Origin of the sequence: Amycolatopsis sp. NPDC047767, from assembly GCF_040704195.1 — a bacterium.
GTDB lineage: Bacteria > Actinomycetota > Actinomycetes > Mycobacteriales > Pseudonocardiaceae > Amycolatopsis.
The window spans coordinates 19,101-40,989 of record NZ_JBEYSJ010000053.1; the positions used below are offsets into that span (position 1 = coordinate 19,101).

General features: G+C 67.6%; 15 protein-coding genes and 1 pseudogene. 10 read left to right on the forward strand and 6 right to left on the reverse strand.

Annotated features, from left to right (window positions below):
* Positions 1–2 precede the first annotated feature (2 nt).
* Both AB0878_RS46530 and AB0878_RS46535 read right to left on the reverse strand, forming a co-directional pair.
* On the reverse strand, positions 3–1,073 hold the full coding sequence (locus AB0878_RS46530) for an AAA family ATPase (RefSeq protein WP_366589367.1): 1,071 nt from the start codon (positions 1,071–1,073) through the stop codon (positions 3–5).
* Positions 1,070–4,393: a DUF4132 domain-containing protein gene (locus tag AB0878_RS46535; RefSeq protein WP_366589369.1), complete on the reverse strand. Its 3,324-nt coding sequence runs from the start codon at positions 4,391–4,393 to the stop codon at positions 1,070–1,072. Before AB0878_RS46535 ends, AB0878_RS46530 begins: the two co-directional genes overlap by 4 nt.
* Positions 4,394–4,824: 431 nt before the next feature.
* On the opposite strand from AB0878_RS46535, the gene AB0878_RS46540 reads away from it, so the two are divergent.
* From AB0878_RS46540 to AB0878_RS46575, 8 genes and pseudogenes are all read left to right on the forward strand, one after another.
* Entirely contained in the window at positions 4,825–6,108 is a 1,284-nt protein-coding gene (locus AB0878_RS46540) for a bifunctional GNAT family N-acetyltransferase/ATP-binding protein (RefSeq protein ID WP_366589372.1), read from the forward strand.
* 223 nt (positions 6,109–6,331) lie between these two features.
* A complete protein-coding gene (locus tag AB0878_RS46545) occupies positions 6,332–6,454 on the forward strand; it encodes a hypothetical protein (protein ID WP_366589375.1) in 123 nt (40 codons plus the stop codon).
* Between the two features lie 760 nt (positions 6,455–7,214).
* The gene (locus AB0878_RS46550) at positions 7,215–9,941 is read left to right on the forward strand and encodes a bifunctional YncE family protein/alkaline phosphatase family protein (RefSeq protein WP_366589378.1); all 2,727 of its coding nucleotides are present in this window, start codon (positions 7,215–7,217) and stop codon (positions 9,939–9,941) included.
* A gap of 749 nt (positions 9,942–10,690) precedes the next feature.
* Positions 10,691–13,492 carry an alkaline phosphatase family protein gene (locus tag AB0878_RS46555; RefSeq protein WP_366589381.1) on the forward strand — a complete coding sequence of 934 codons (2,802 nt, stop codon included), beginning with the start codon at positions 10,691–10,693 and terminating at the stop codon, positions 13,490–13,492.
* Positions 13,493–13,708: 216 nt separating this feature from the next.
* Positions 13,709–13,894 carry a hypothetical protein gene (locus AB0878_RS46560; RefSeq protein ID WP_366589383.1) on the forward strand — a complete coding sequence of 62 codons (186 nt, stop codon included), beginning with the start codon at positions 13,709–13,711 and terminating at the stop codon, positions 13,892–13,894.
* A 706-nt stretch (positions 13,895–14,600) separates the two neighbouring features.
* On the forward strand, positions 14,601–15,998 hold the full coding sequence (locus AB0878_RS46565; RefSeq protein ID WP_366589386.1) for a M1 family metallopeptidase: 1,398 nt from the start codon (positions 14,601–14,603) through the stop codon (positions 15,996–15,998).
* Between the two features lie 99 nt (positions 15,999–16,097).
* Positions 16,098–16,253 (forward strand): annotated as a pseudogene (locus AB0878_RS46570) (IS5/IS1182 family transposase); the annotation flags it as partial.
* Positions 16,254–16,344: 91 nt separating this feature from the next.
* Positions 16,345–16,641: a hypothetical protein gene (locus AB0878_RS46575; RefSeq protein ID WP_366589388.1), complete on the forward strand. Its 297-nt coding sequence runs from the start codon at positions 16,345–16,347 to the stop codon at positions 16,639–16,641.
* Between the two features lie 8 nt (positions 16,642–16,649).
* Here AB0878_RS46575 and AB0878_RS46580 read toward each other — a convergent pair whose 3' ends face one another.
* On the reverse strand, positions 16,650–17,129 hold the full coding sequence (locus AB0878_RS46580; protein ID WP_366589391.1) for a hypothetical protein: 480 nt from the start codon (positions 17,127–17,129) through the stop codon (positions 16,650–16,652).
* A gap of 3 nt (positions 17,130–17,132) precedes the next feature.
* Entirely contained in the window at positions 17,133–17,837 is a 705-nt protein-coding gene (locus tag AB0878_RS46585) for a hypothetical protein (protein ID WP_366589393.1), read from the reverse strand.
* On the opposite strand from AB0878_RS46585, the gene AB0878_RS46590 reads away from it, so the two are divergent.
* Entirely contained in the window at positions 17,781–18,038 is a 258-nt protein-coding gene (locus AB0878_RS46590; protein WP_366589431.1) for a hypothetical protein, read from the forward strand. The genes AB0878_RS46585 and AB0878_RS46590 overlap by 57 nt on opposite strands.
* A gap of 217 nt (positions 18,039–18,255) precedes the next feature.
* Here the strand turns inward: AB0878_RS46590 and AB0878_RS46595 are convergent, their stop codons facing one another.
* Both AB0878_RS46595 and AB0878_RS46600 read right to left on the reverse strand, forming a co-directional pair.
* On the reverse strand, positions 18,256–18,642 hold the full coding sequence (locus AB0878_RS46595) for an RHS repeat-associated core domain-containing protein (RefSeq protein ID WP_366589395.1): 387 nt from the start codon (positions 18,640–18,642) through the stop codon (positions 18,256–18,258).
* Between the two features lie 494 nt (positions 18,643–19,136).
* Complete coding sequence (locus AB0878_RS46600; protein ID WP_366589398.1) at positions 19,137–20,630, reverse strand: MFS transporter; 1,494 nt, start codon at positions 20,628–20,630, stop codon at positions 19,137–19,139.
* Positions 20,631–20,797: 167 nt separating this feature from the next.
* Between AB0878_RS46600 and AB0878_RS46605 the strand changes: the two genes are divergently transcribed.
* Positions 20,798–21,700: a LysR family transcriptional regulator gene (locus AB0878_RS46605; RefSeq protein WP_366589401.1), complete on the forward strand. Its 903-nt coding sequence runs from the start codon at positions 20,798–20,800 to the stop codon at positions 21,698–21,700.
* The last annotated feature ends 189 nt before the right edge of the window (positions 21,701–21,889 follow it).

Genomic DNA, 21,889 nt, shown 5'->3' on the forward strand with positions numbered 1-21,889 from the left:
CTTCAGCCCGGCAGCAGGTGCCGCGCGTGGTGCAGCTCCTGCCAGGTCTCGGCGCCGCGGCGGGCCGCGTGCTGTTCGAGGTAGCGGCGCAGCCGCGCCAGGTCGTCCGCGTTGTCCTTCGCGGCCGTGCCGGCCAGGCAGGCCACGACGTCGGCCGGAGTACCCGCTTCGCCGCGCAAGTACCAACCCCGCACACCGACCGCGTGCGCGACCGACACCGCTTCGGCCGTGCTCATCACCGCCGACACCCGGTCGCCGGCCGATCCGCCACGCAGCTCGCGGAAGGTGGTGACCAAGACCTCCAGCACATCCCGGCGTGGCGGGGCCTCGACCCCGGACCGGGCCAGCAGCGCGGTCGCCTCCTGCTCGACCAGATCCAGCTCGGTGCCGAAGTCCGCGATCGGGAAGACGGTCTCGAAGGTGAACCGGCGCTTGAGGGCCGCGCTCATCTCGTTGACGCCGCGGTCCTGGGTGTTGGCCGTGGCGATGACGTTGAATCCTTCGGCGGCGAACACCATGCCCGCTTCCCCGGGCAGCTCCGGGATCGCCAGCACCCGCTCGGACAGCAATGACAGCAGGCAGTCCTGCACCTCCAGCGGGCAGCGCGTGATCTCCTCGAACCGCACGAGGGCGCCCTCGCGCATCCCGCGCAGCATCGGCGCCGGCACCAGCGAACGCGTCGACGGCCCTTCGGCGACCAGGAGCGCGTAGTTCCACGAATACTTGATCTGGTCCTCGGTGGTGGCCGCGCCGCCTTGGATGGTCAGCGTCGAATCCCCGCTGACGGCCGCCGCGATCAGCTCCGACAGCAGGGACTTCGCGGTGCCCGGCTCACCGACGAGCATCAGCCCGCGGCTGGTGGCCAACGTGACCAGCGCACGGTCGATCAGCGACGGGTCGCCGACGAACTTGCGCCCGATGCCCTGGGCTTCGTCGCCGACGATGAACCGGCGCGCCGCCGCCAGGCTGAGCGCCCAGCCCGGAGGACGCGGCGCGGTGTCCTGCTCGCGCAGCCGAGCCAGCTCGTCGGCGTAGCGGGCTTCGGCCGGCGGCCGCTGCGGGTTCGCGGTCACCGGGTCAGCCCGTTCAGCTCGCCGAGGAGTTCGGAGGCCGTTACCGGGTCGAGCTCGCCGAACCGCCGGCCCTCACCGGACCGCCAATGACTGCCGCGTGCCTCGTCCAGCCAGATCTTGCCGAGCTCCTGCTCCGGCTCCCAGCTCACGTCACCGGCCGCGATGCCCGGGGAAAGGTCGACCACCACCGCGGCGCCGCCGGGGGTCGGACGCAGGATCCAGCACTCCACCCCGGCGTCCTGCGGCTCGCCGCGCACCCAGCCACGTTTCGTCAGGCCCAGGACTTTGCCGACCGGCACCTTCAAGCCCTCGAAGCGCTTGAGGGTGGTCGCGGCCCGCTCGGCGTCGTCCAGCTCGGCCACCGGGCGGCCGAGCTGCGCGAAGGGCTGCAGGATCTCGTAGTCGGCGAACACCTCCGACCACGCCGCCAGCTCCGCTCCCAGCTCCAACGGGTGCGCGATGCCCACCTCGGCATCCGGGGGCAGCACGTAGACGTCGTCCTCGGCGTTGGCGTACGTGCGGTCCTCCGCGCAACGGAACGTCTCGCCCGCCGTGGTGCGCCAGACCAGCCGCCGCACGATGTGCCAGAGCAGCGGGTGGCCGGCGAGCAGTTGCTCGAACTCGGCGACGGGCCAGCGCCGGCTCAGCACCATCGCCGCCTCCAGCCGCGCGATCTGGTCGGCGGCCACGGTGCGCACGTCCTTCTTCAAAGCGGCGAACCGCTTGTACTCGGCCTCGGCCAGCTCGGCGTCGTCCTTCGCGCCCGGCTTCGGCAACGCCTTGCGGGGCTTGCCGTCCTGGTCGGTGACATACGGTTTGAGCTGCTCGTCGAACCCGACGACGAACCGGCGCGGGCCGTAGTCGATCACCGCCGTGGCCGCTTCGTCGAGCCCCAGCGTGGGGACCAGGCGGTCGGCCAGCTGGCCGGCGGACAGGCCGAGCCCGTCAGCGACGGCAGTGATCTTCTCTTGCGCCTTCACCTTGAGCGCCTTGAACTTCACCTTCTGCGCGATGGAGTTCAAGTGCGTCAGCGCGAGGTCGGTGCCGATGCCGGCGAGCACGTCGAGCGCCGCGGTCGCCCGCGCGTGCCCGCCCTCGCCCGGCCACGCGCGGATCAGCGGGCTCAGCTCACGCACCACGGCGTCGTCGCCCAGCAGCGCCAGCGCGGTCAGCACCCAGCCGTCCTTGGCCGGGAACCCGGCGCCCTCCCACCCCCGGAACAACGCCCACGCGAACTCCGCGAGCGACCTCGGATCGCAGGTTTCCCGGACGTACGGCACTCCGGCGTAGGTCTCATCGGGCCGGCACAGCGCGAGCATCGTGATCACGTGCCCTGCCGCGGCGTCCGGCAGTGCGCGACCGTCCTCGCGCAGCCGGATCTGCGGCAGCGTGACGGGGTTCGCCCAGGCGCCGGGCACCGGGATCCGGGCGGGGAGAACCTCGAGCGGATCGGTGGCCAGCAACCGGCCGATCGCCTCGGCGGCCTCGGGGCCATGGCCCGCCGCAGCCTGCGCGACGACCTCGCCGTTTCCTTGCCGAGCCAGCTGGCGCAGCGCCGCCTCCGCAGCGCGCCGCCGTGCCCCGGCCGGCCCCAGCGCGGGCGGGACGAGGTACCTCGCTGCGTCGTCCGGGTGCCGCCCCAGCCAGGCCGAAGCGACCGAGCGGGCCGACTTCAGCCGGACGAACCAATCCGCCACCAGCTCGGCGATCTCCGGACTCGACAGAGGCAGGAGCAGTTCGCCGTGGCCGGGGTGGGCGGTCGCCGCCGCGACGATCGGCCGGTAGGCGAGCAGGCCGTGCCGGCCCAGCAGCAGCCGACCCCAGCTCTCGGCACCCCAGACGTCCGTGGGCCGCCAGTGGGGCAGGTTCTCGGCCACCCACGCCGTCGGGCCGTTGACGAACAGCCGCCACTCGGACCACATGTGGCGCCTTCCGGCCTCGTACGCGGCGATCTCCTTCGACCAGTCCGTTCTTCCGCCGGGCCGGAGGTCGCCCGCCCACCTGGCTTCTTCACCCGGCTCCCACAGGAGTTTCGGCTCGGCGTGCGCCTCGAGTCCGCTGAGGACAGTGGGTTTGCCGGCCGCGCGCTTCTTCGTCCACGGCGGAGTCGCCAAGACCCGCGGCAAAGCCGCGAGCGGAGCCTCCGGCAACCGGTCGGCGTCGGACATCGCCTTCTCCACCGCCGCGCGCTGCTCGTCCGGCAGCCGCGGAAGCGCTTCGGCGACGATGTCCGGGTGGGTGCGCACATGACCGCGCAGCAGGAACCCGGCGGCGTCGGCGGTTTTCGTCTGTCCGGTGGCGGCTTCGGCCAGCATCCGAACGGCTCGCGCCGGGAAGCGCGCCATCGCCTCGGCGACGACCGGCGCCACGTGCTTCTGGCCCAGCCGAGCCACGAGCAGCCCGAACGCCGGGTCGGTGGGCAGGCCGGCGAGGAAGCGCAGCATCTCCTTGCGCGAGTCGCCGCCGTTCGGATCGCCGTCGATCGCCCGGGCCAGCGACGGGGCGATGGCCGGCCCCAGCGCGTCGGTGACCGTGCAACGGACACTTTCGTCGGCGAACTTCCAGTTCACGGGATCGCCGTGTACAGCGGCGACCTGCTCCGGGGTGCTCAGGGACAGCAGAACCCCTTCCCAGTCGAACTGGTAGGGGTCGACACCCTCGATCTCGGCGATCAACTCGTCCGTCCAGTCGGTGCGCGTCGGGACCAGATAGGACGCGACGACCCGGGCCGCCAACTGCGTACGGTTCGCCGCGAGCGCGAGCGTCGCGGCCTCGTAGTCGGCCTCGGCCGCCGCGGCGAGGATCGATCGCAGCCGCCGGAACAGCGGGTGCATCGTCACGTGCAGGGACGTCCGGGAACCGGTGTGCAGCCGCACCGCCGCCGGCCCGTAGTGGCGGTGGTCGTCGATCCGGGCGGCCGCGGTTGCCGCCCGGACGGCGAAGGCAAGACCGTGGCGCAGAACCCAGGCGTCAGCCAAGCGCCAGGTCTCGTGCCGCTCGTCGCTGTTCCAGCTCAGGCCGTCCACGCGCAGGATCGCCAGCGCACCGGCACCCAGCTCGTCGGCCTCCCCCGCCCGCGCTCGACGGACACCCGCGACGACCGCCGCGTCGCTCTCTGGCATCCCGAGCGCCTCCTCGGCGCGCGGATCGAGCTGCTCGAGCACGGTCTGCCAGTAGCCGGCCGCACCCTGGTCGAGCTCGACCTCCTTGCAGAACCAGCCACCCCGCCGGACGTGCACGTACTGCTCCCAGGCCGGCTCCGGCCGGAAGCTCGTCTCGTCGGCGCCCGATCCGGTTTCGGGCTGCCTGCTGTCGCTCACCTGTGTGTCCCCCAGTCGTCCGAGTGATCGACCGCAGACTACGGGGAGGCCCCGACAGTTTCGGTCGTCTGCCGGTGACATCGCCGCAGAGCTCGCCCTGTCGGTGGGCAGCTCGTCCACGCGGGTTACCGAGCGGCTCGCCGGCGCGGTCTGGCCACGGTCTATACGTACGTGGACGCCGTGAACTGACCCATGATCGCGGCGCTCGAGCGCAGTGGCGCGAAAGCCGAGGAATGGCACAGGCGGTTGTTCGCGCGGACGATGACTCGTGGATCCGCGGTGTAGCGACATCGGAAGGGGCGATCAGCTCCTCGGGGTCGTCGCGCAGGTCGGCCACGGTCCGGCGAGCGCACCGTGGCTCGTCCGGGCGTACGGCGATCAGCTGCGTCCCGAAGGCGTGGGCGCGACGGCGAGTTGCCGGTAAGGTGGTGATGGTGCCGACGTGGCGATTGCGGGACTTCCACGACGACGATCTGGACCGCGTCATCCAGCTTTGGGATCAGGACCGGCAGACGGACGATTCGCCTCCGGTGTTTCCGATTTCGGAGGTCATCGACGCGACCCGGACCGGCGAGCTCGTCGTGGTCGCGGCAGTCGGCGATGACGTGGTGGGCATGGCAGTCGCGCAGGCCCGGGGAGAGCGGGCGTGGATCGTGGGGGTGGCGCTCGCCCGGTTGTGGCGCAACCGCGGGATCGGCAGCTCCCTGGTCGGCGAGCTCGAGCGGCGACTGCGGGCTCAGGGGATACGCCGGATCAGTGCGCTGCTGCCTCCCGGCGCGACGGGAGCCGCGGCCCTGGAAAACTCCGGCTATCTCGCTCGCACCGGGTTGGTGTTTCACGAGAAGGTCGAGCATCTCGGTGCCAGCGACGCCGGGCTGCTCGCAGAGCTCGGCGGGCGGGTTCTCCCGCGAGGCCTGTGGACCGATCTCGCCGGGATGGAGCAGGAGAAGGAAACCATCGAGCGGCGGATCGTGCTGCCGCTGGCCGAGCCCACCGTGGCAGACCGGCATGGGGTCACGCCACCGAAGGCAGTCATTCTCTTCGGCCCGCCGGGCACCGGCAAGACGAGTTTCGCCAAAGCTGTTGCCTCCCGGTTGGAGTGGCCGTTCGTGGAGCTGTTCCCTTCCAGGCTCGCGTCGGTGGGAGCAGGGGGTCTGGCCAATTCACTGCGGGACGTGTTCGCCGATCTGGCGGGGCTCGAGAGCGTTGTGCTGTTCATCGACGAAGTCGAGGAGATCGCCGGCGTCCGGTCCGGGCTGGCCGTTGATCCTGGCCACGGAGTCACCAATGAGCTGCTCAAACTGATCCCCGGCTTCCGCGACCACGACAACCGCTTGCTGATCTGCGCCACCAACTCCGTCCGCTCTCTCGATCCGGCGTTCTTGCGCCCGGGCCGGTTCGACTACGTCATTCCGGTCGGCCCCCCGGACCCGGCGGCGCGGGCGGCGATCTGGCGGCGCTACCTGGGTCCCACGGCCGAGAGCGTCGAGCTGCGCCGGCTGGTGGCGGCGAGCGAGATGTTCACGCCCGCCGACATCGAGTTCGCCGCCCGCAAGGGTGCTCAGGCCGCGTTCGAACGCGAAGTCGTCCACGGCCACGATGCCCCCGCCAACACCGAGGACTACCTCGCCGCCATCGCCGACACTCGACCCACACTCACCGACCCGGCCATCACCGAGTTCCGCGAAGACATCGAGCAGTACGTGCGTATGTGATCACCGCGATCCCCAGACAGTGCCCACACGCGGCCCGGTGCGTTCTCCGCGCACTTGATCGGACACAAGATCATCTGCAAGGACTCCATGAGCTTCGCGCTGCTGGTCTACGCCTCCACGTGGTTCAAGCGCTACTACCCCGCCGCGTTCTGCGCCGGCCTCCTGCGAGCCCACGGGCTTCTACTCACCCCAGTCCCTGGTAACCGACGCCCGCCGCCACGGCGTGCGCACCCACAACCCCGACCTCGACCTCTCGCTGCCGCGCGCCACCCTCGAACCCGACGAGGACTCCGGGGGCGGGGTGGCGATCCGACTCGGGCTCGCGGCGATCCGCCAGGTCGGGTAGGACGTTGCGGAACGGATCGCCGCCGAACGCGACGCCGGCGGCCAACAGGCACGCGGTCGGCTGGAGTGGTCGGCGAAGTCTTCGATCGCGTGGGCGGGGGCGGGGGCGGGGGCGGGGGCGGGGGCGGGGGCGGAGTTTCCCAGCCTCGTATGGACTGTTGCTGAGCAACATCGGGAGAGGTCAGCCTCGCGGTCGACGTCGGGGTCGGTGACCGAGCCGAGGCCGGCGACGCGGCGCAGCCGGCCGTCAGCAACAGTGCGGCCAGCATCGCGCCGCGCGACACCGTGAACGCCTTCATACCGGCCAGCGTGGTCTTCCGTGGCGGCGGCGAGCCGAACACGTTGCAGGTGGTCAAGGACGTCAGTTTCACGATCACTGTCCGGCGAGCCCGAAGCCCCCGGCGACCAATCGCCGAAAAAGCAAAGTGACGAATAAAACAGGTAATCTGGAAGTTAAACAGGTAAGCTATGGGCAAATTGGTAGCTGATCAAAAAAGACGCGGACGGGCACCGTGCTCGATCGGTGGTCGATTTCACACGGGCAGCGTCCACGACTAACGTACATCGTCGATTTGGCCGTATTGATTGATTTGCCGTCTTTGAACGTGACATGTGCCCGTCTGACCCTGTTCTGACGGCGTGCCGTAACCCGCTGGACATCCCTTTACTCCGCCAGAGCAATCATGCGTTCGGTGCCGCGCCGTCTTGGGGTTGTTTAGTTCCCGGAGTCCCCTCCGAACATTTGTTCTGTGAAAGGAACGATGGTGCAAGTTCAACGACGACGGTCTGCGGCGCGCAAGCGCTGGACGATCGCCGGCTCTGCCGTGGTCATGCTCACGGTCGGCGGCGTCGCGTCCGCCACGGTGGCTCACGTCCCGGACAACCCGTTCGGCACGAGCATGCTCGGCCGGCACGACGCGGCCGGGCGGATCCTGACGTCGGACAACCACTGGATCTCCCCGTTCGGGGCGCGTGCGGCCACGTTCTCCGCGCAATCGATCGGCAGCGCCATCAGCCCGGACGGTTCGAAGGTGGCGGTGCAGACAGGGGGCGACAACTCCGGTACGCCGTCGATCACCATTCTTGACGCCGCAAGCGGTTCGGTGCTGCAGACGTTCGGCGGTACCGGTGTCGCGGCGCCGGTGTACTCCCCCGACGGCTCCGCACTGTATGCCGCCACGACTGCCAGCGTCCTGAAGTACACGGTCGGCTCCAACGGCATGATCACCAACCCGACCGCGCCGGCGAAGCTCGCGCTGCCGGGCGGGTCGTTGCCGTACGGACTGACGCTGTCGGCCGACGGCGCGAAGCTGTACCTCGCGCTGAGCGGCAGCAACAAGCTCGGCGTGGTCGACACCGCCACGAACACGCTCACGGCCCAGGTGGCGGTGGGGAATGCGCCGCAGGCCGTCACGATCGTCGGGAACAAGGCGTTCGTGTCGAACCGGGGCGGCCGTACCGCCGTCGCCGGCGACACGACCAACAAGTCCGACGGCACGAACATCGTGTCCGACCCGGTGACCGGCGCTTCGACGACCGGCACCGTCTCGGTCGTGGACCTCGGGACCAACGCGGTCGTCGACACCGTCGACGTCGGTCTCCAGCCGACGTCGCTGACCCAGCACGACGGCGCCGTGTTCGTCACCAACACCAACAGCGACACCGTCTCGGTCATCGACGCGGCCACGCACAAGGTGACGCAGACCGTCAACGTCGAGCCGCTGCCCGGCATCCAGGTCGGCGCGTCGCCGAACTCGATCGCGTTCACCGACGCGAAGCACATGCTGGTGAGCGTCGGCCGCGACAACGCGATCGCGCAGTTCGAATACGACGGCCCCCGCAGACCGGCGAAGTACCAGGGCCTGATCCCGACCGACTGGTACCCCGACCAGGTTCAGTTCGACGCCAAGCTGGGCAAGGTCATCGTCAGCAACCAGCAGGGCATCGGCACCGATGGCGCTCCGCAGACCTACGCCTACAAGGGCACCCTGACCTCCTTCGCCATGCCGGATGGCCGTCAGCTCGCCGACACGACCCGGCAGGTGTTCAGCAACAACGCCTGGGACCACCCGGGGCAGGCGGGGAACGAGCAGTCGGACGCCAACGGCCACGGCCGGCTGACCGCGATCCCGCGGCAGCACGGTGAGACGTCGCCGATCAAGCACGTGTTCATGATCATCAAGGAGAACCGGACCTACGACCAGATCCTCGGCGACCTGGGCAAGGGCAACGGCGACCCGTCGCGGACCAGCTTCGGTGCCGCTGTCACGCCGAACGAGCACAGCCTGGCGAACACCTTCACGACGTTCGACAACTTCTACGACAACGGCATGCTGTCGGCGGACGGCCACAACTGGCTGACGCAGGCCGAGCCCAACGACTACCTGGCACAGGACGCGGCCAGCGCCTGGGCCCGCAGCTACCCCTACAACGCCCGGGACGCGCTGGCCTACCAGCGCGACGGATTCATCTGGGACGCCGCCGCACGCGCCGGCAAGTCGGCGCGCAACTACGGCGAATACGAAGCCATCGCCAGCGGCAAGGCCGGCTCGTGGCAGCAGTACTACGCGGACTCGCAGATCCTCGAGGGCAAAGCCACCGGCGACCTCCCGGTGGCGATGGACGCGTACAAGTCCTACTCCGACGTGCCGTCGAACAACGCCATCAGCAACCCGAACTTCCCGCAGTTCAACCTGGCCATCCCCGACCAGTACAAGGTGGACGTCTGGGAGCAGGACTTCAAGAAGGCCGAGCAGACCGGTGATCTGCCGGCTCTGACGACCATGTCGCTGCCCAACGACCACACCGGCGGACCCGCGACCCCGCGGGCCCAGGTCGCCGACAACGACCTGGCCGTCGGCCGGATGATCTCCGACATCTCGCACAGCCGGTTCTGGAAGGATTCGGCCGTGTTCGTGTTCGAGGACGACACCCAGGCCGGCACCGACCACGTCGACGGGCACCGCGCGCCGTTCTTCATCGCCAGCCCCTACGCCGAGCGCGGTGTCGTCAACAGCGAGTACTTCACGCAGGTCAACGCGGTGAAGACGATCGAGCAGATCCTCGGGATGCAGCCGATGAACCAGGAGGACCGCGCTGCGACGCCGATGTTCAGCGCGTTCACCGACAAGCCGGACTTCACCCCCTACGCCACGGTGGCCAACCAGATCCCGCTCACCGAAGGCGTGAGCAACCTGATCCCCGTGACTCCGGCGTCGGGTTCCCTGGCGGCTCAGGCGAGCGCGGTCCCGGCCGTTCCCGCCGGCCGGCAGCAGACGGCCGATGCCTGGGCCAAGTGGCACCAGGACGAGGCGATGCCGAAGCTCACCGGAGAGCACGCTCAGGTCGACGGAGTGAACCAGCCGCAGCTGGGCCGGTACGACTGGTACACCTCGACCGGGTGGACCAAGCCGTTCCCCGGCGATGACAAGATCCTGCGGCCTGACGAGGTTCCCGGCCGCTACCTGTTCAACGGAGACAACGAGTAAACAGTCTGCCGTATCTGGGTGTCGGCCGGGGCCCGCAGGTGGGCCTCGGCCGACACCTCTGCGCACAACGAGCAGGGTGCCTGACGTCGCATCTCGCGAGGCGGACGAGCCGGTTTCCGCATCGCGGTCCCATCAGGGCCGTCCGGCACCTCCCGAGCTGGTGAAACCGCCCGACCGGACTGATTATGATCACCTGATCAGGACTTTACAAAGTATTTGGCAATTTCAATCGCTTTTCTTACCATTCGAGCCACGCGAGCAGCAGCGTGATCCATTTCCGCCGGAAATCCGATGAACACGCGAAATTGGTTCATTCGATGTCATTCGCACGTTACCCAAGGTTCACCTGGTACGCCCTGCCTATTGCATGGAGTGTAGTTAGGTTTCTTCAAGCCGCTGATCACATTTAGAGGGTCCGAATGCATAAATCCGCTCGTAATGCGCGGAGAGCAACAATCGTTTCGACGAGGTCGTCGCCGGTGCCAGGCTGAACCTCGATGTCGAGGAATGCCACGTACCTGATCTGGTCCCGCCGGACGAGACCGGTCAGACGACGCCGCGACGGGTGCTGTTCGCACTGCGAAGCCGATCGCGACGACCGCGAGATCCCGGTCGCGAAGGTGGTGCGCCCGACCCTCTGAGGGAGTTCGGAATGTGCCGTTTCGGCGCTCCGGACGATCTGCCGGCCCCGGTAGAAAGGGATAGGTATGCAAGTTACGAGACAACGCAGGCAAGGCTCGGGAGTCCGGTTGGGGCTCTCGCGCCGGAACGGCCACCGGTTCCGCATCGTGGTGGCCGGTCTGGCCGGTGTTCTCACGATCGGCACGGGAGTGGCCGCCGCCACCACAGTGCCACTGGGCGACAACCAGGTCGGTACGCAGTACCGCAACGGGCTGCAGGTCGCCGACGACCAGCTCATCAACCCGATCGGCGCCCGGTTGATGACCCAGTTCGGCAAGTTCATGGGCTCGACGGTCAGCCCCGACGGGCGGTTCCTCGCGGCGACCAGCACCGACAAGTCGGTGGCTCTGCAGGTCTTCGACCTGAAGAGCTACAAGCTGATCTGGACGGTGGGCACCGCGGCCGGGGTCAACCAGAAGCTCGCCGACGGCACCGTCGGGCAAGAGGGGCCGACCTACTCGCCGGATGGCAAGTTCCTCTGGCTGCCCGAGCAGGACGCCATCACCCGGTTCCCGGTGAACGCCGACGGCACCTTCGGCACGCCGACCCGTTTCCCGATCCCGACGTCGGGAACCCACCTTTCGGGTAACGACCGCAGCACGGTGGCCAACTCCGCACTGGTCGGCCAGCTCAAGTACTCGCCTGACGGCTCGACCCTGTACGCCGCGTTCAACGGGCAGAACACGGTCGCGGCGCTCAACCCCGCCACCGGCGCGGTCGAGCGGACCTGGAACGTCGGCATCGCGCCCCGCGAGCTCGCCTTCGTCGGCCACACGCTCTACGTGAGCAACGAGGGTGGCCGCCAGGCCCGGGCCGGCGACACGACGATGGACTCGTACGGCACCCAGGTGCCCGCCAACGGATCCACCGGCGCCTCGACGACCGGCACCGTCAGCGTCATCAACACCGCGAACCCGGGAGCGGCGGTCGGGTCGATCACGGTCGGGCTGCACCCCACCGCGATGTACGTCAAGAACAACGCGCTGTTCGTCGCCAACACCAGCAGCGACACCCTCTCGGTCGTCGACGCCACCAAGAACCAGGTCGTGCAGACGATTGACACCAAGCCGTGGCCGTCGTCCGATGTCGGCTACGAGCCCACCGGCATGGCGCTGACCGCCGACGGGCACCTGCTGGTGACCCTCGGCCGGGCGAACGCCGTCGCGGTCTACCGCTATGACGGCGCACCGAAGCAGCCGGTGAGCTACATCGGCCTGCTGCCGACGGACTACTACCCGTCGGACGTGGCGACGGTCGGCGGCCAGGTCGTGGTCACCAACACTCGCGGTATCGACGCGCGAGGCCCGGGCATCACGACGTCCAAGGGACAGGGCACCGTCCCGGTGACCGGCCACGACACGCACAGCACCACCGCGTCGCTGACCCGTTTCACCATGCCGAGCGACAAGGACATCGCCGGCAAGTACACCGACACGGTGTTCACCCAGAACGGCTGGGGCAAGAACGACGTCCAGCAGTCCCGCGGCGGCAGGACGGCGGCCGTGCCGGTGCCGGCCCGGATCGGCGATCCGTCGACGATCAAGCACGTCTTCCTGATCATCAACGAGAACCGCACCTACGACCAGATCCTCGGCGACATGAAACAGGGCAACGGTGATCCGACCCTGACGCAATTCGGCGCGAAGACCACGCCGAACCAGCACGCGCTGGCCACGCAGTTCGGCCTCTACGACAACACCTACGACCCCGCGACGAACTCCGCCGAGGGCCACAACTGGCTCATGGAGGGCGACAACCCCGAGTACACCGAATCCTCGGCCGGTGAATACCAGCGCAGCTACGACACCGAAGAGGACGTCCTCGGTCACCAGCGTGCCGGTTTCCTGTGGACCGGGGTCGAGGCCGCCGGCAAGACGGCCAGGAACTACGGCGAGTTCGAGTACATGGAGGGCAGGCCCTCCGGCAGCTGGCAGCAGTACTATTGCGCGGCCACGAGCGTCCAGAACGGCGGCGATGCCGGCCAGCTGACCGCGCCCGCGCTGAAGGGTACCTACGGCTCGGCGATCCCGTCGTTGAACGCGATCGCCGACCCGCAGTCCCCGCCGTTCGACCTGTCGATCCCGGACGTCTACCGCGCCCAGCTGTGGAAGCAGGACTTCGAGAAGAACGGTCCGGCCAACTTGAACATGGTGTGGCTGTCCAGCGACCACACCGGCGGGCCGACCACTTCGGAATCGGGCGTGGCCGACGGCGACCTTGCCATCGGCCAGATCGTCGACACGATCTCGCACAGCCAGTACTGGAAGGACTCGGCCATCTTCGTCGTCGACGACGACAGCCAGGACGGTGCCGACCACGTCGACGGACACCGCGCCCCGGTCCAGGTCATCAGCCCGTACGCGGTGCACGGCAAGACTGTGAGTACTTACTACTCGCAGATCAGCATGGTCCGCACCATCGAGCAGATGCTCGGAGCGCAGCCGCTCAACGAGAAGCTCGCGGCGGCCACACCGATGGTCGACGCGTTCACCAACAAGCCCGACTACACGCCGTTCACCACGGTGCGGAACCAGGTTCCCCTCACCGAGGGCATCGCCACCGCCCCGTCCTGCGGTCTCGACACCTTGGGCCAGACGGGCGCTGCAGCGGCCGCGCTGAACAAGGCCGAGGCGCAGAAAGTCGCGGTACCGGCGGACATGCAGGCCACCGCCGCCGCGTGGCAGACCTGGCTCGCCGGCCAGCACACCACCGGCAACGGCGCGATCCCGGACTACTCGAACCCCGAGCAGATGAACCGCTACACCTGGTACCAGGCCCACCAATGGAAGACGCCCTACCCGGGCGACACGAAGATCTACCCACCCAACCAGGTGCCCGGCGCCTACCTCCCCGGCCCCGACACCGACTGACGAATCAGCACCAACACCTCGACAGCAGCACGACGCGACGGCCCGCCGGACATCCGGCGGGCCGTCCGCGTTCCGCCTGGATCAAGGCGCGCGTCCAGATCGGCAGGGCCGGATACCGCCAGGAGTTCCTCTGCCCCGATGTGCCCTTCGAGCCGGCTCTGATCACTTCTTCGTCCTCCGATGTAGGTCTTGACGGTGTGTCTCTCGTCCGTCGTCGTGGCGTATAGCGTCGATCTGGCGCCCCTCACCATCCGCGGCGGCCACTCCCCCAGCATCGTCCTGCACCAACGCGACGGCGGCCGCGTCGCCGGCGGAGGCGGCATGACCCACCGCCCGACCGCCGGGATCTTCCAGCCCTCCAGTGTCCTGCCCACCGCTATCGCCGCCGGCTTCTCCCTCTGACGCAACATCCAGCGCGAATACGCCGAAGAACTCCTCGGCCACGACGAACACGACGGCAGCGGTCACCCCATCGCCTACGACCAGCTCGAGCCGTTCGTCACGCTTGACCGCGCCCTCGCCGACGGCTCGATCCGCGTGTGGTGCCTCGGCGTCACCCTCGACGCCCTCACCCTCACCGGCAACATCCCCACCGTCGCCGTCATCGAACCCGGTACCTACGACGCCCTCTTCGCGGACGCGGTCGACACCAACACCGAAGGCTCAGTACCGCACGACAAATGGCCCGCAGCCTTGACTGGAGCCGCTGTTGCCGAGGGACGTCAAGCTTCCTCCGGTCCGACTGGCCTTCGACGACCCAGTGGACACCGTCCTGGCCAAGGACGATGAAGTCTGACTAGTCCTTCTTGCCGCTGTTGCGTTCGATCCACACACTGCTGGGGTTTCGCGTTGGTGACCCTTCACCAACGGTGGTCGGACAGACCCCCTGCTCTTCCGTCGGATGCTGCGCGCAACCTCCGTCGGAAGGTCCTCAAGCGATTGCCCCGGGAACCTCAGCAGCACGACCGACCCGGGAACCGCCCGAACCGAACCTTCGAAGCCGCCGCAACAGACTTGATCCGCGTGTCGGATCGGTCCTACTCTTCAGCGTCGACCACTGCCGAGGAGGACCAAACCAATGCGAGGCGCCAACCGTAGCCGTGGCCACTTGTTGATCATCTCCGGCGCGCTGGCCGCCGGTCTGCTGGCCGCGACGAGCCCGGCAGCGGATGCGGCGCCGGCACGAGAACCGCTGTACTCCCCTGGTGCTCCAGGCGCCGGCGATCCGTATTTCCCCGACATGGGCAACGGCGGCTACGACGTCAGCCACTACGACATCCGGCTGGCGTTCAACCCCGAAACCAAAGCAATCAACGCGACCACGACGATCCTCGCCACGGCCACACAGGATCTCTCCCGCTTCGACCTGGACTTCCAGGGACCGCTGAAGATCAGCAGACTCTCGGTGGACGGCCGAAACACCACCTACAGCAGAAGCGGTGCCCAGGAGTTGGTGATCACCCCGCCGCACGGTCTACGGAAGGGTAGCTCGTTCGTCGTCTCGGTGAGCTACGCCGGCGTCCCGCAGAAGATCGACGACTCCGCGCTGGGTGTCTCCGGCTGGGTCGCCACCAAGGACGGCGCGGTCGCGCTCAACCAGCCGATCGGTGCGGCGACCTACTACCCGGTGAACGACACCACCGACGACAAGGCGACCTACACCCAGACCATCACCGTCCCCACCGGACTCACGGTGCTGGCCAACGGCGAACCCGGCCCCACCACCACGCACGATCACCAGACCACCTTCCGCTGGACCATGAACCGGCCGATGGCCAGCGAGCTGAGCATGCTCGCGATCGGCAACTACGACGTCACCCGCGGAGTGGCGGCCGGCGGCCTGCCGAACATCACCGCGATCGGCAAGTCGATCGACACCAAGCCCGGTCAGGGCAAGGTGTTCAACCAGACCACGGCGCAGGTCATCCAATGGGAATCCTCGATGTACGGGCGGTACCCGTTCGACTCGACCGGCGGCATCCTCGCCGACGTCGGCGTCGACTACGCCCTCGAGACGCAGAGCCGGCCGGTCTACGACCAGAGCACCAGCGATGTCGACGGCGACCTGCTCGCCCACGAACTCGGCCACCAGTGGTTCGGCGACAGCCTCACTCCCGTGCGCTGGTCGGACATTTGGCTCAACGAGGGCTTCGCGACCTACTCCGAGTGGCTCTACCAGGAGAAATTCAACAACGTCCCCGTGCAACAGACCTTCGCGAAGGCCTACGCCGCCGAGAAGGACTGGAGCGGCGAAGTCGCCGACCCCGGACGTGATCACATCTTCGACGACCTGGTCTACAACCGCGGCGCGATGACACTGCAGGCGCTGCGCATGAAGATCGGCGACCGCGCCTTCTTCGAAGTGCTGACCCAGTGGCCGACCGCTCACCGATACGGCAACGTCTCGACGCGGCAATTCACCCAGTTCGTCGAGCGACTGACCCACCGCAACCTCGACTCGTTCTTCCACGCCTGGCTCTACCAAGCGGGCAAGCCGGCACTCTGACCACGTCATGGACTGCACCGACCGCGCCACGCTCTCCTAAGGGACGTCTCGTAACCCGGTGTCGGGCTGGCTGGGTCGGTAGTTGATCCTGTCGGTGTGGTGCAGGTGATCACCGCGTCGCGGCCGGAGTGGATTGCCCGGTTCACCGGCCTGGAATCGGGTCAGTTCCGCAAGCCGATACGGCTGGTCGCCAAGCGGGGCGGAAACGAGATCGCCCACGGTCGGCCGGGCCGGCCGTGGGCATTGCCCCTGGCGATCGTTGACGGAGCCTGCGTGCGGGCGAAAAAAAGAGATCCATGACCGGCCCCAGTCCCGTGGATCGCGGTAAGTTCGGTCGAAGATCCACGTGCTGTCCGACCGCGGCGGCGTGCCGCTGACGGTCGCGGTTTCGTCGGCGAACACCAACGACTCCCTCCGACGATGGGTCCGCGACAGAGGCATCAAGGTCCGCATCGCCCGCAAAGGCATCGAATCCCACGACAAGCTCGGCAAGCACCACTGGGTCATCGAACGAACCATGGCTTGGCTGACCGGCTACCGACGTCTCACCCTGCGCTACGAACGCAAAGCCACCACTTCCGCGCCTTCCTCATCCTCGGAGCCGCCATCACCTGCCACAAGAAACTCCGGAAAAACGACATGAGACAAGCTCTAAGTCTTTACTCGCCAGGCCTCCGATCGAAAACCCTCGTCATTCTGAGCCCAAAAACTACGAGAAAATTCAATTATCGACGCAAAGTCGGCAAATTCCAGAATAGAGAACAGTGCAGATCCACTCAAGGAAGAACCATTATATGCTCGAGCGATCACAACGACATCGCCCCGGTAAACATAGCGCTGAACTAACCATGAATCCTGCGCCTCAGTGAGCGACACCGTCGCGGGATCATGAAATTCCTCCTCGATACGCAGGACTTCCAAGACGGCAGCAGTGTCCTCGCGAAGTCGACCTAGCCTCTCGTCCGAGAACTGCGGAAGATGCCCCAACTCCTCAAAGGCACCGTAGGCGAAGTTCGGATCAGCGCCGCCGATCAACTGGCCTTCGACAACCAGCTGAAAGCGCGACATTCCCGAACTTTCCACTGGTTCGACAACGAGGCCGAACTCGCCATCATCGGTCGAAAACCTCAACCTCTAGCCTCTCTTGATCGTAGCCGGAATATCGTCAAGCGGAATCCTCACTGGCACTCCAGATTTCGTCGCTTCGTTGCTACTGCCACTGAAGTGCCACACATCATCACCGTGCTGGGAGTACCGGTAGTATACAGCCTTTCTTCCTGAGCCAATTTTAGTCCAGCGAACCTTACCCACCTGGACACTGTTGGCAAATTGCTCCTCCGCGTCACCCGGCAGTACGCCCTTCGCACGGTTGTAAGGATTAGGGCGACCGCCCGCCGGGTCGTGATGCCCTGGGTTTTCGCATACAGGACACGACGAATTGTGGACCAACACCGGCGTGGTGCCCGCGAGTACATGGTACGTGTGGGTGGTGTCGATGGTGAGGTTGTAGGTGCGGAAGCTGCTGCTGTAGCGGTGCAGGGTTTGGATGGTGGCGTGGCCGTTGCCGGGTGTGTCGAGCAGGTCGCGGGGCTTCAGGTTGGTGGCGTCGGTCCAGTTGTGTGGCGACGTCGCACCACAGGTGGTGTGCGGTGGAGGTGATCTTCTTCGGGCCGGCGGGGGTGTCTCCGGCGAAGCTGTTACGACAAGCGGTCGCAACCTCGTCGGCGCCTTCGGCGATGAGGCTTCTGAATTCCGCTTCAACCCCGTCGGCAGCCAGGTGAGATGGACGCCGGCGTCGACGGCGAGTTCGGCCCCGTGGGCGGCGGCGGCGACGGGCACGAACCACGAGCCGACTTCGACAACGCCCTTGGCGCACCCGAGGAGCGCGAACTCGCTGAAGCAGTCGTCTACGACGTCCTTGACGCCGGAGTATTCGTAGATGTCCTCCCCGACATCCTTGACTACGCCCCAGACCTTCCCCCAGAAGCGTCCGTCGTCGTCGCCATCGTCGGATCCGCCGCGTGCTGCACCGCCCGATGAGCCGCGAGCCTTCTGCCCTGGCTGCTGGTGCCCGCCGGAGGGCGGAGTTCCATTGTTCGCGGGATGCTGTTGGCTCGCCCTGCAGCCGCAGATGTTCGAGTTTTTCGTCGGACAGCTCCAGCCACCGTTGCGGCAGGCGTCGCCGCCGACGGCGCTTGCCGCCGGGCAGGTGGCAGGCGCCGTCGGGGCCCGAGCACAAGCCGGTCGCGTCGGACTCTCACACGGGGTTGTCGCTGGCGTAGGAGTAGCCGTTCATCTGCTGCGGGTCATCGGTGTTGAGCACCGGGTCGGCGATGGTGAAGCGTCCGGTCAAGGGGTCGTATTCACGCGCCCCGAGGTGCGTCAGCCCGCTGGCGTTCTGATAGCCGCCCAGGTAGCCGTGCTTGTCCGGCCAGGCGGACGGGGCCGGGCCGCGGGAGACGCCGTAGGGGTACTGGCGGCGTTGGGTGACGGCGAGGGTGTCGGCGTTGACGGTGGCGTAGGTAGTGCTCTGGGTCATCGACCACGACAGGCCGGTCTTGAAATTGCGCTCGGCGACGGGTGCGCCGTTGGACGTGTAGAACCGGGTCCCGACCGTGCTGGAGGTGCCGGTCGCGCGGAACAACTCCAGGTCATTGAGCGGCCGTCAGATAGGCGCCGAGCCCCGCCGGACACAATGCCGGCGGGGCCCAGTGGTACAGAGAACCAATCCGCTGCGGTACTCAGTCATGCTTCGCCTGGGCATCCTTTCACCTTTGTCTTCGCGATGTCGATATCCGACTCGCGAGCACTCAGACGAAGTTGCCCACCGCTCGTATATCCGCCACATACCACCAGGATCTCAGCACCCACACTGGGCCACTCGGCTTCCCTCAAGGGGAGGTCATGAATCAACACGCGATCCACAACACCAATCTCTCCTGATGACACCCTTACCCTGAGCCCGTACGGCATCTTGGCTACGACAGTGGCGAGAACGCGCAGGGTCGGGCGATCCACTGCGGGGACCAACTCGGCGTGGAGCCCGAGCGCACAGCGGTCGTCGTGGTCGGCCTTGGGGACGGCGACGATCCACGGCTCCGCGGCGCGCGGGGTTGCGCAGTGCACGAGAGGTACCTATCAGCTCTTACCGAGCTGCGAGGCGGGCGGCTCGGAGGGCGATGCGCCGGGTCCAGCCTGCTGGTGACCGAGGTCAACGCGGTGGGATTTCGTGCTGAGCTGGAGCGTGACGATGATCGCGGCGACGACTGCGAGGCCGGTCGCGATGACGAACGACAGGCGGTAGCCGTCCACCAGGGAGCCGTTGTGGCCGTCGGTGGCCGCCGCGGCCGCGGTGGCGAGGATCGCGAGGCCGACCGCGGCGCCGGTCTGCTGGCTGGTGGTGAACAGCGCCCCGGCCAGTCCCTGGTCGCTGGCCCGGACCCCGCTGGTGATCGCGATCGACGCGGTCGGCAGCGCCAGCCCGACCCCAGCCGCGGTCAGAACCAGCCCCGGCAGCACCGCTGCCGGGTAGCTGGCGGCGGGGGTGATCTGCGCGAGCCACAGCTGCCCGGCGCCGATGCAGGCCAGTCCGGCGAGCAGAACGCCCTTGATTCTGAACCGGGCCAGCAGCCGGCGGGTACCGAGCGTGGAGACAAGCACCACCGTCGCGGTCGACGGGCCCAGCGCCAGGCCGGTCGCCACCGGGCTGAACCCCAGCACCTTCTGCATATACAGCGACGCGAAGTACACGTAGCCGGCCAGGATGGCACCGATCAGCAGCATCGCCGCGATCGCGGCCCGCCGGGCCGGCTCCGCCAGGATCGACAAGGGCAGCATCGGGGCCGCCGCCCGCTTTTCGGCGAACACGAAGCCCGTGCTCAGCAGCACAGCCAGGACGAGAGCCGTGATGGTGACGGGCGCAGTGAAGCGGTGCTGTTGCCCACTGCTGAGTCCGAAGATCAGCGCCGCGATGCCGGTGGTCACCAGCAGCGCCCCGCGCACATCGACGCTGCCGCCGCCGGACCGTTTCCCGGCCGGCAGTCGCGGGACCAGCGCGAGCATGATGGCGATGATCGGCGGGTTGATCAGGAACACCGCCCGCCAGCCGAAGTACTGGGTGAGCAGCCCGCCGACCACTACCGCGGCGGTCGCGCCCGCGGCGGTGGTGGCCTGCCAGATCGCCAACGCCCGGTTGCGCGCAGCCCCTTCTGCGTTGGTCGTCGTCAGCAGCGACAGCGCAGCCGGGGAGACCATCGCCCCGGCCGCGCCCTGCACGATCCTGGCGATGATCAGCATGATCGGCCACTGTGCGAGCCCGCAGGCCAGCGACGCGATCCCGAACAGCGCCAGGCCGAGGGTCAGCACCTGTCGCCGGCCGAGCAGGTCCGCCAGGCGACCGCCTGCCAGCAGCAGCGACCCGAACGCCAACGCGTACCCGGTGACGATCCATTGCAACTCCGCCGCGGGCATGCCCAGCTCCCGCTGGATCGAGGGCAACGCCACGTTCACAATGCTGAAGTCCAGCTGCAGCACGAACTGGGCGGCGCAGATCAGCCAGATGACAAGCATGGCCCGCCGCGATTCGCGCGCAGCGGGTAGCGGCGCGGCGCCATTCATCGAGTGGTCTGCCATTGGCGAATCTCCTGTCGTGGCTGTGTCCCTTAGGGGTTCGTCGGCGTCAACCGCGCCCGTCGTAACTTCGATGCCGGTCCGGCGGCAGTGCGCACAGATACACTGCATCTGCCTGAGAGATGACACTGTCCAGATATGCTGCAATTCAGGCCTGGAGGCGGTGTCCGATGGAACTCAGACAGCTACGTCATTTCCTGGCGTTGGTCGAGGAACGCAGCATCACTCGCGCCGCCAAGCGCGAGCTCATCGTGCAATCGGGCCTGTCGAATTCCCTCCAGGCTCTCGAACGCGAACTCGGTACGCCCCTCTACGTCCGCGGAACCAGGCCCGTCCGACTCACTGCGGCCGGCGAGGCTTTGGTGGGCCCGGCGCGCCGGACCCTGACCAGCGCTGCGCAGGCGGAACAGGCCGTACACCACACCCGTGACGTGCTCATCGGCACACTGCGCCTCGGCATCTCGCACTCCGCTCAGCATCTGGTGCCGTTCATTTCCTATCTCGGCGAGTTCACCCGCGAACATCCCGGCATCGACCTGCGCCTGCAGTACGCGCCCGCGTTGACGATGATCTCGATGGTCGAGGCGGGAGAACTGGATTGCGTGATCGGACCCGCGGTCAACCAGGTCCCGGGCCTCCGCATGACTCGCCTGGCGCGCGAGCCGCTGCACCTCGTCTGCCGTGCTGATCACCGCCTGGCAGAGCAGGCCGAGGTCACCATCAGACAACTCGCCAACGAACGGTTCGTCGAAGTACCCGCAGGGTGGACAGGTCGCCTGTTGAGTGACGCCGCGTTCGCCGGTGAAGGAATACCGCGCCGGATCGTCTGTGAGGTCGGCGACTGGGAACTGTTCCTCGAGCTGGTCAGCGCAGGCGTGGGTATCGGCTTCGCTCCAGCCGCCCTGCAGTACCCCGTGCTGACCGCGCCAGACAGCGTTCTGCGGCTCCTTGCGGTCGAGGACATGCACCCGGAAAGGCACATCTACCTGATTCTGCCCTCGGTGGGCGAGACCAGTCCGGCAGCACAGCGGTTCGCCGATCAGCTGCTGCGCATCCACACCGCGGGCAGCTAACCGGCACCGGTAGTCCAACTCAGCCCTGCCACCTCGGAAGGGCGGTTGCCGGTGCGCTCATGGCGCGACCATCTGATCGTCAGATGCAGTCCATCTGTGACAGGTGCGCCGCAGGCGACATCGGCGGCCACGGAGACGCGGTTATATGAAGCGAAACTTCCATGCCGACCGTGAACGCCGACCCAACGG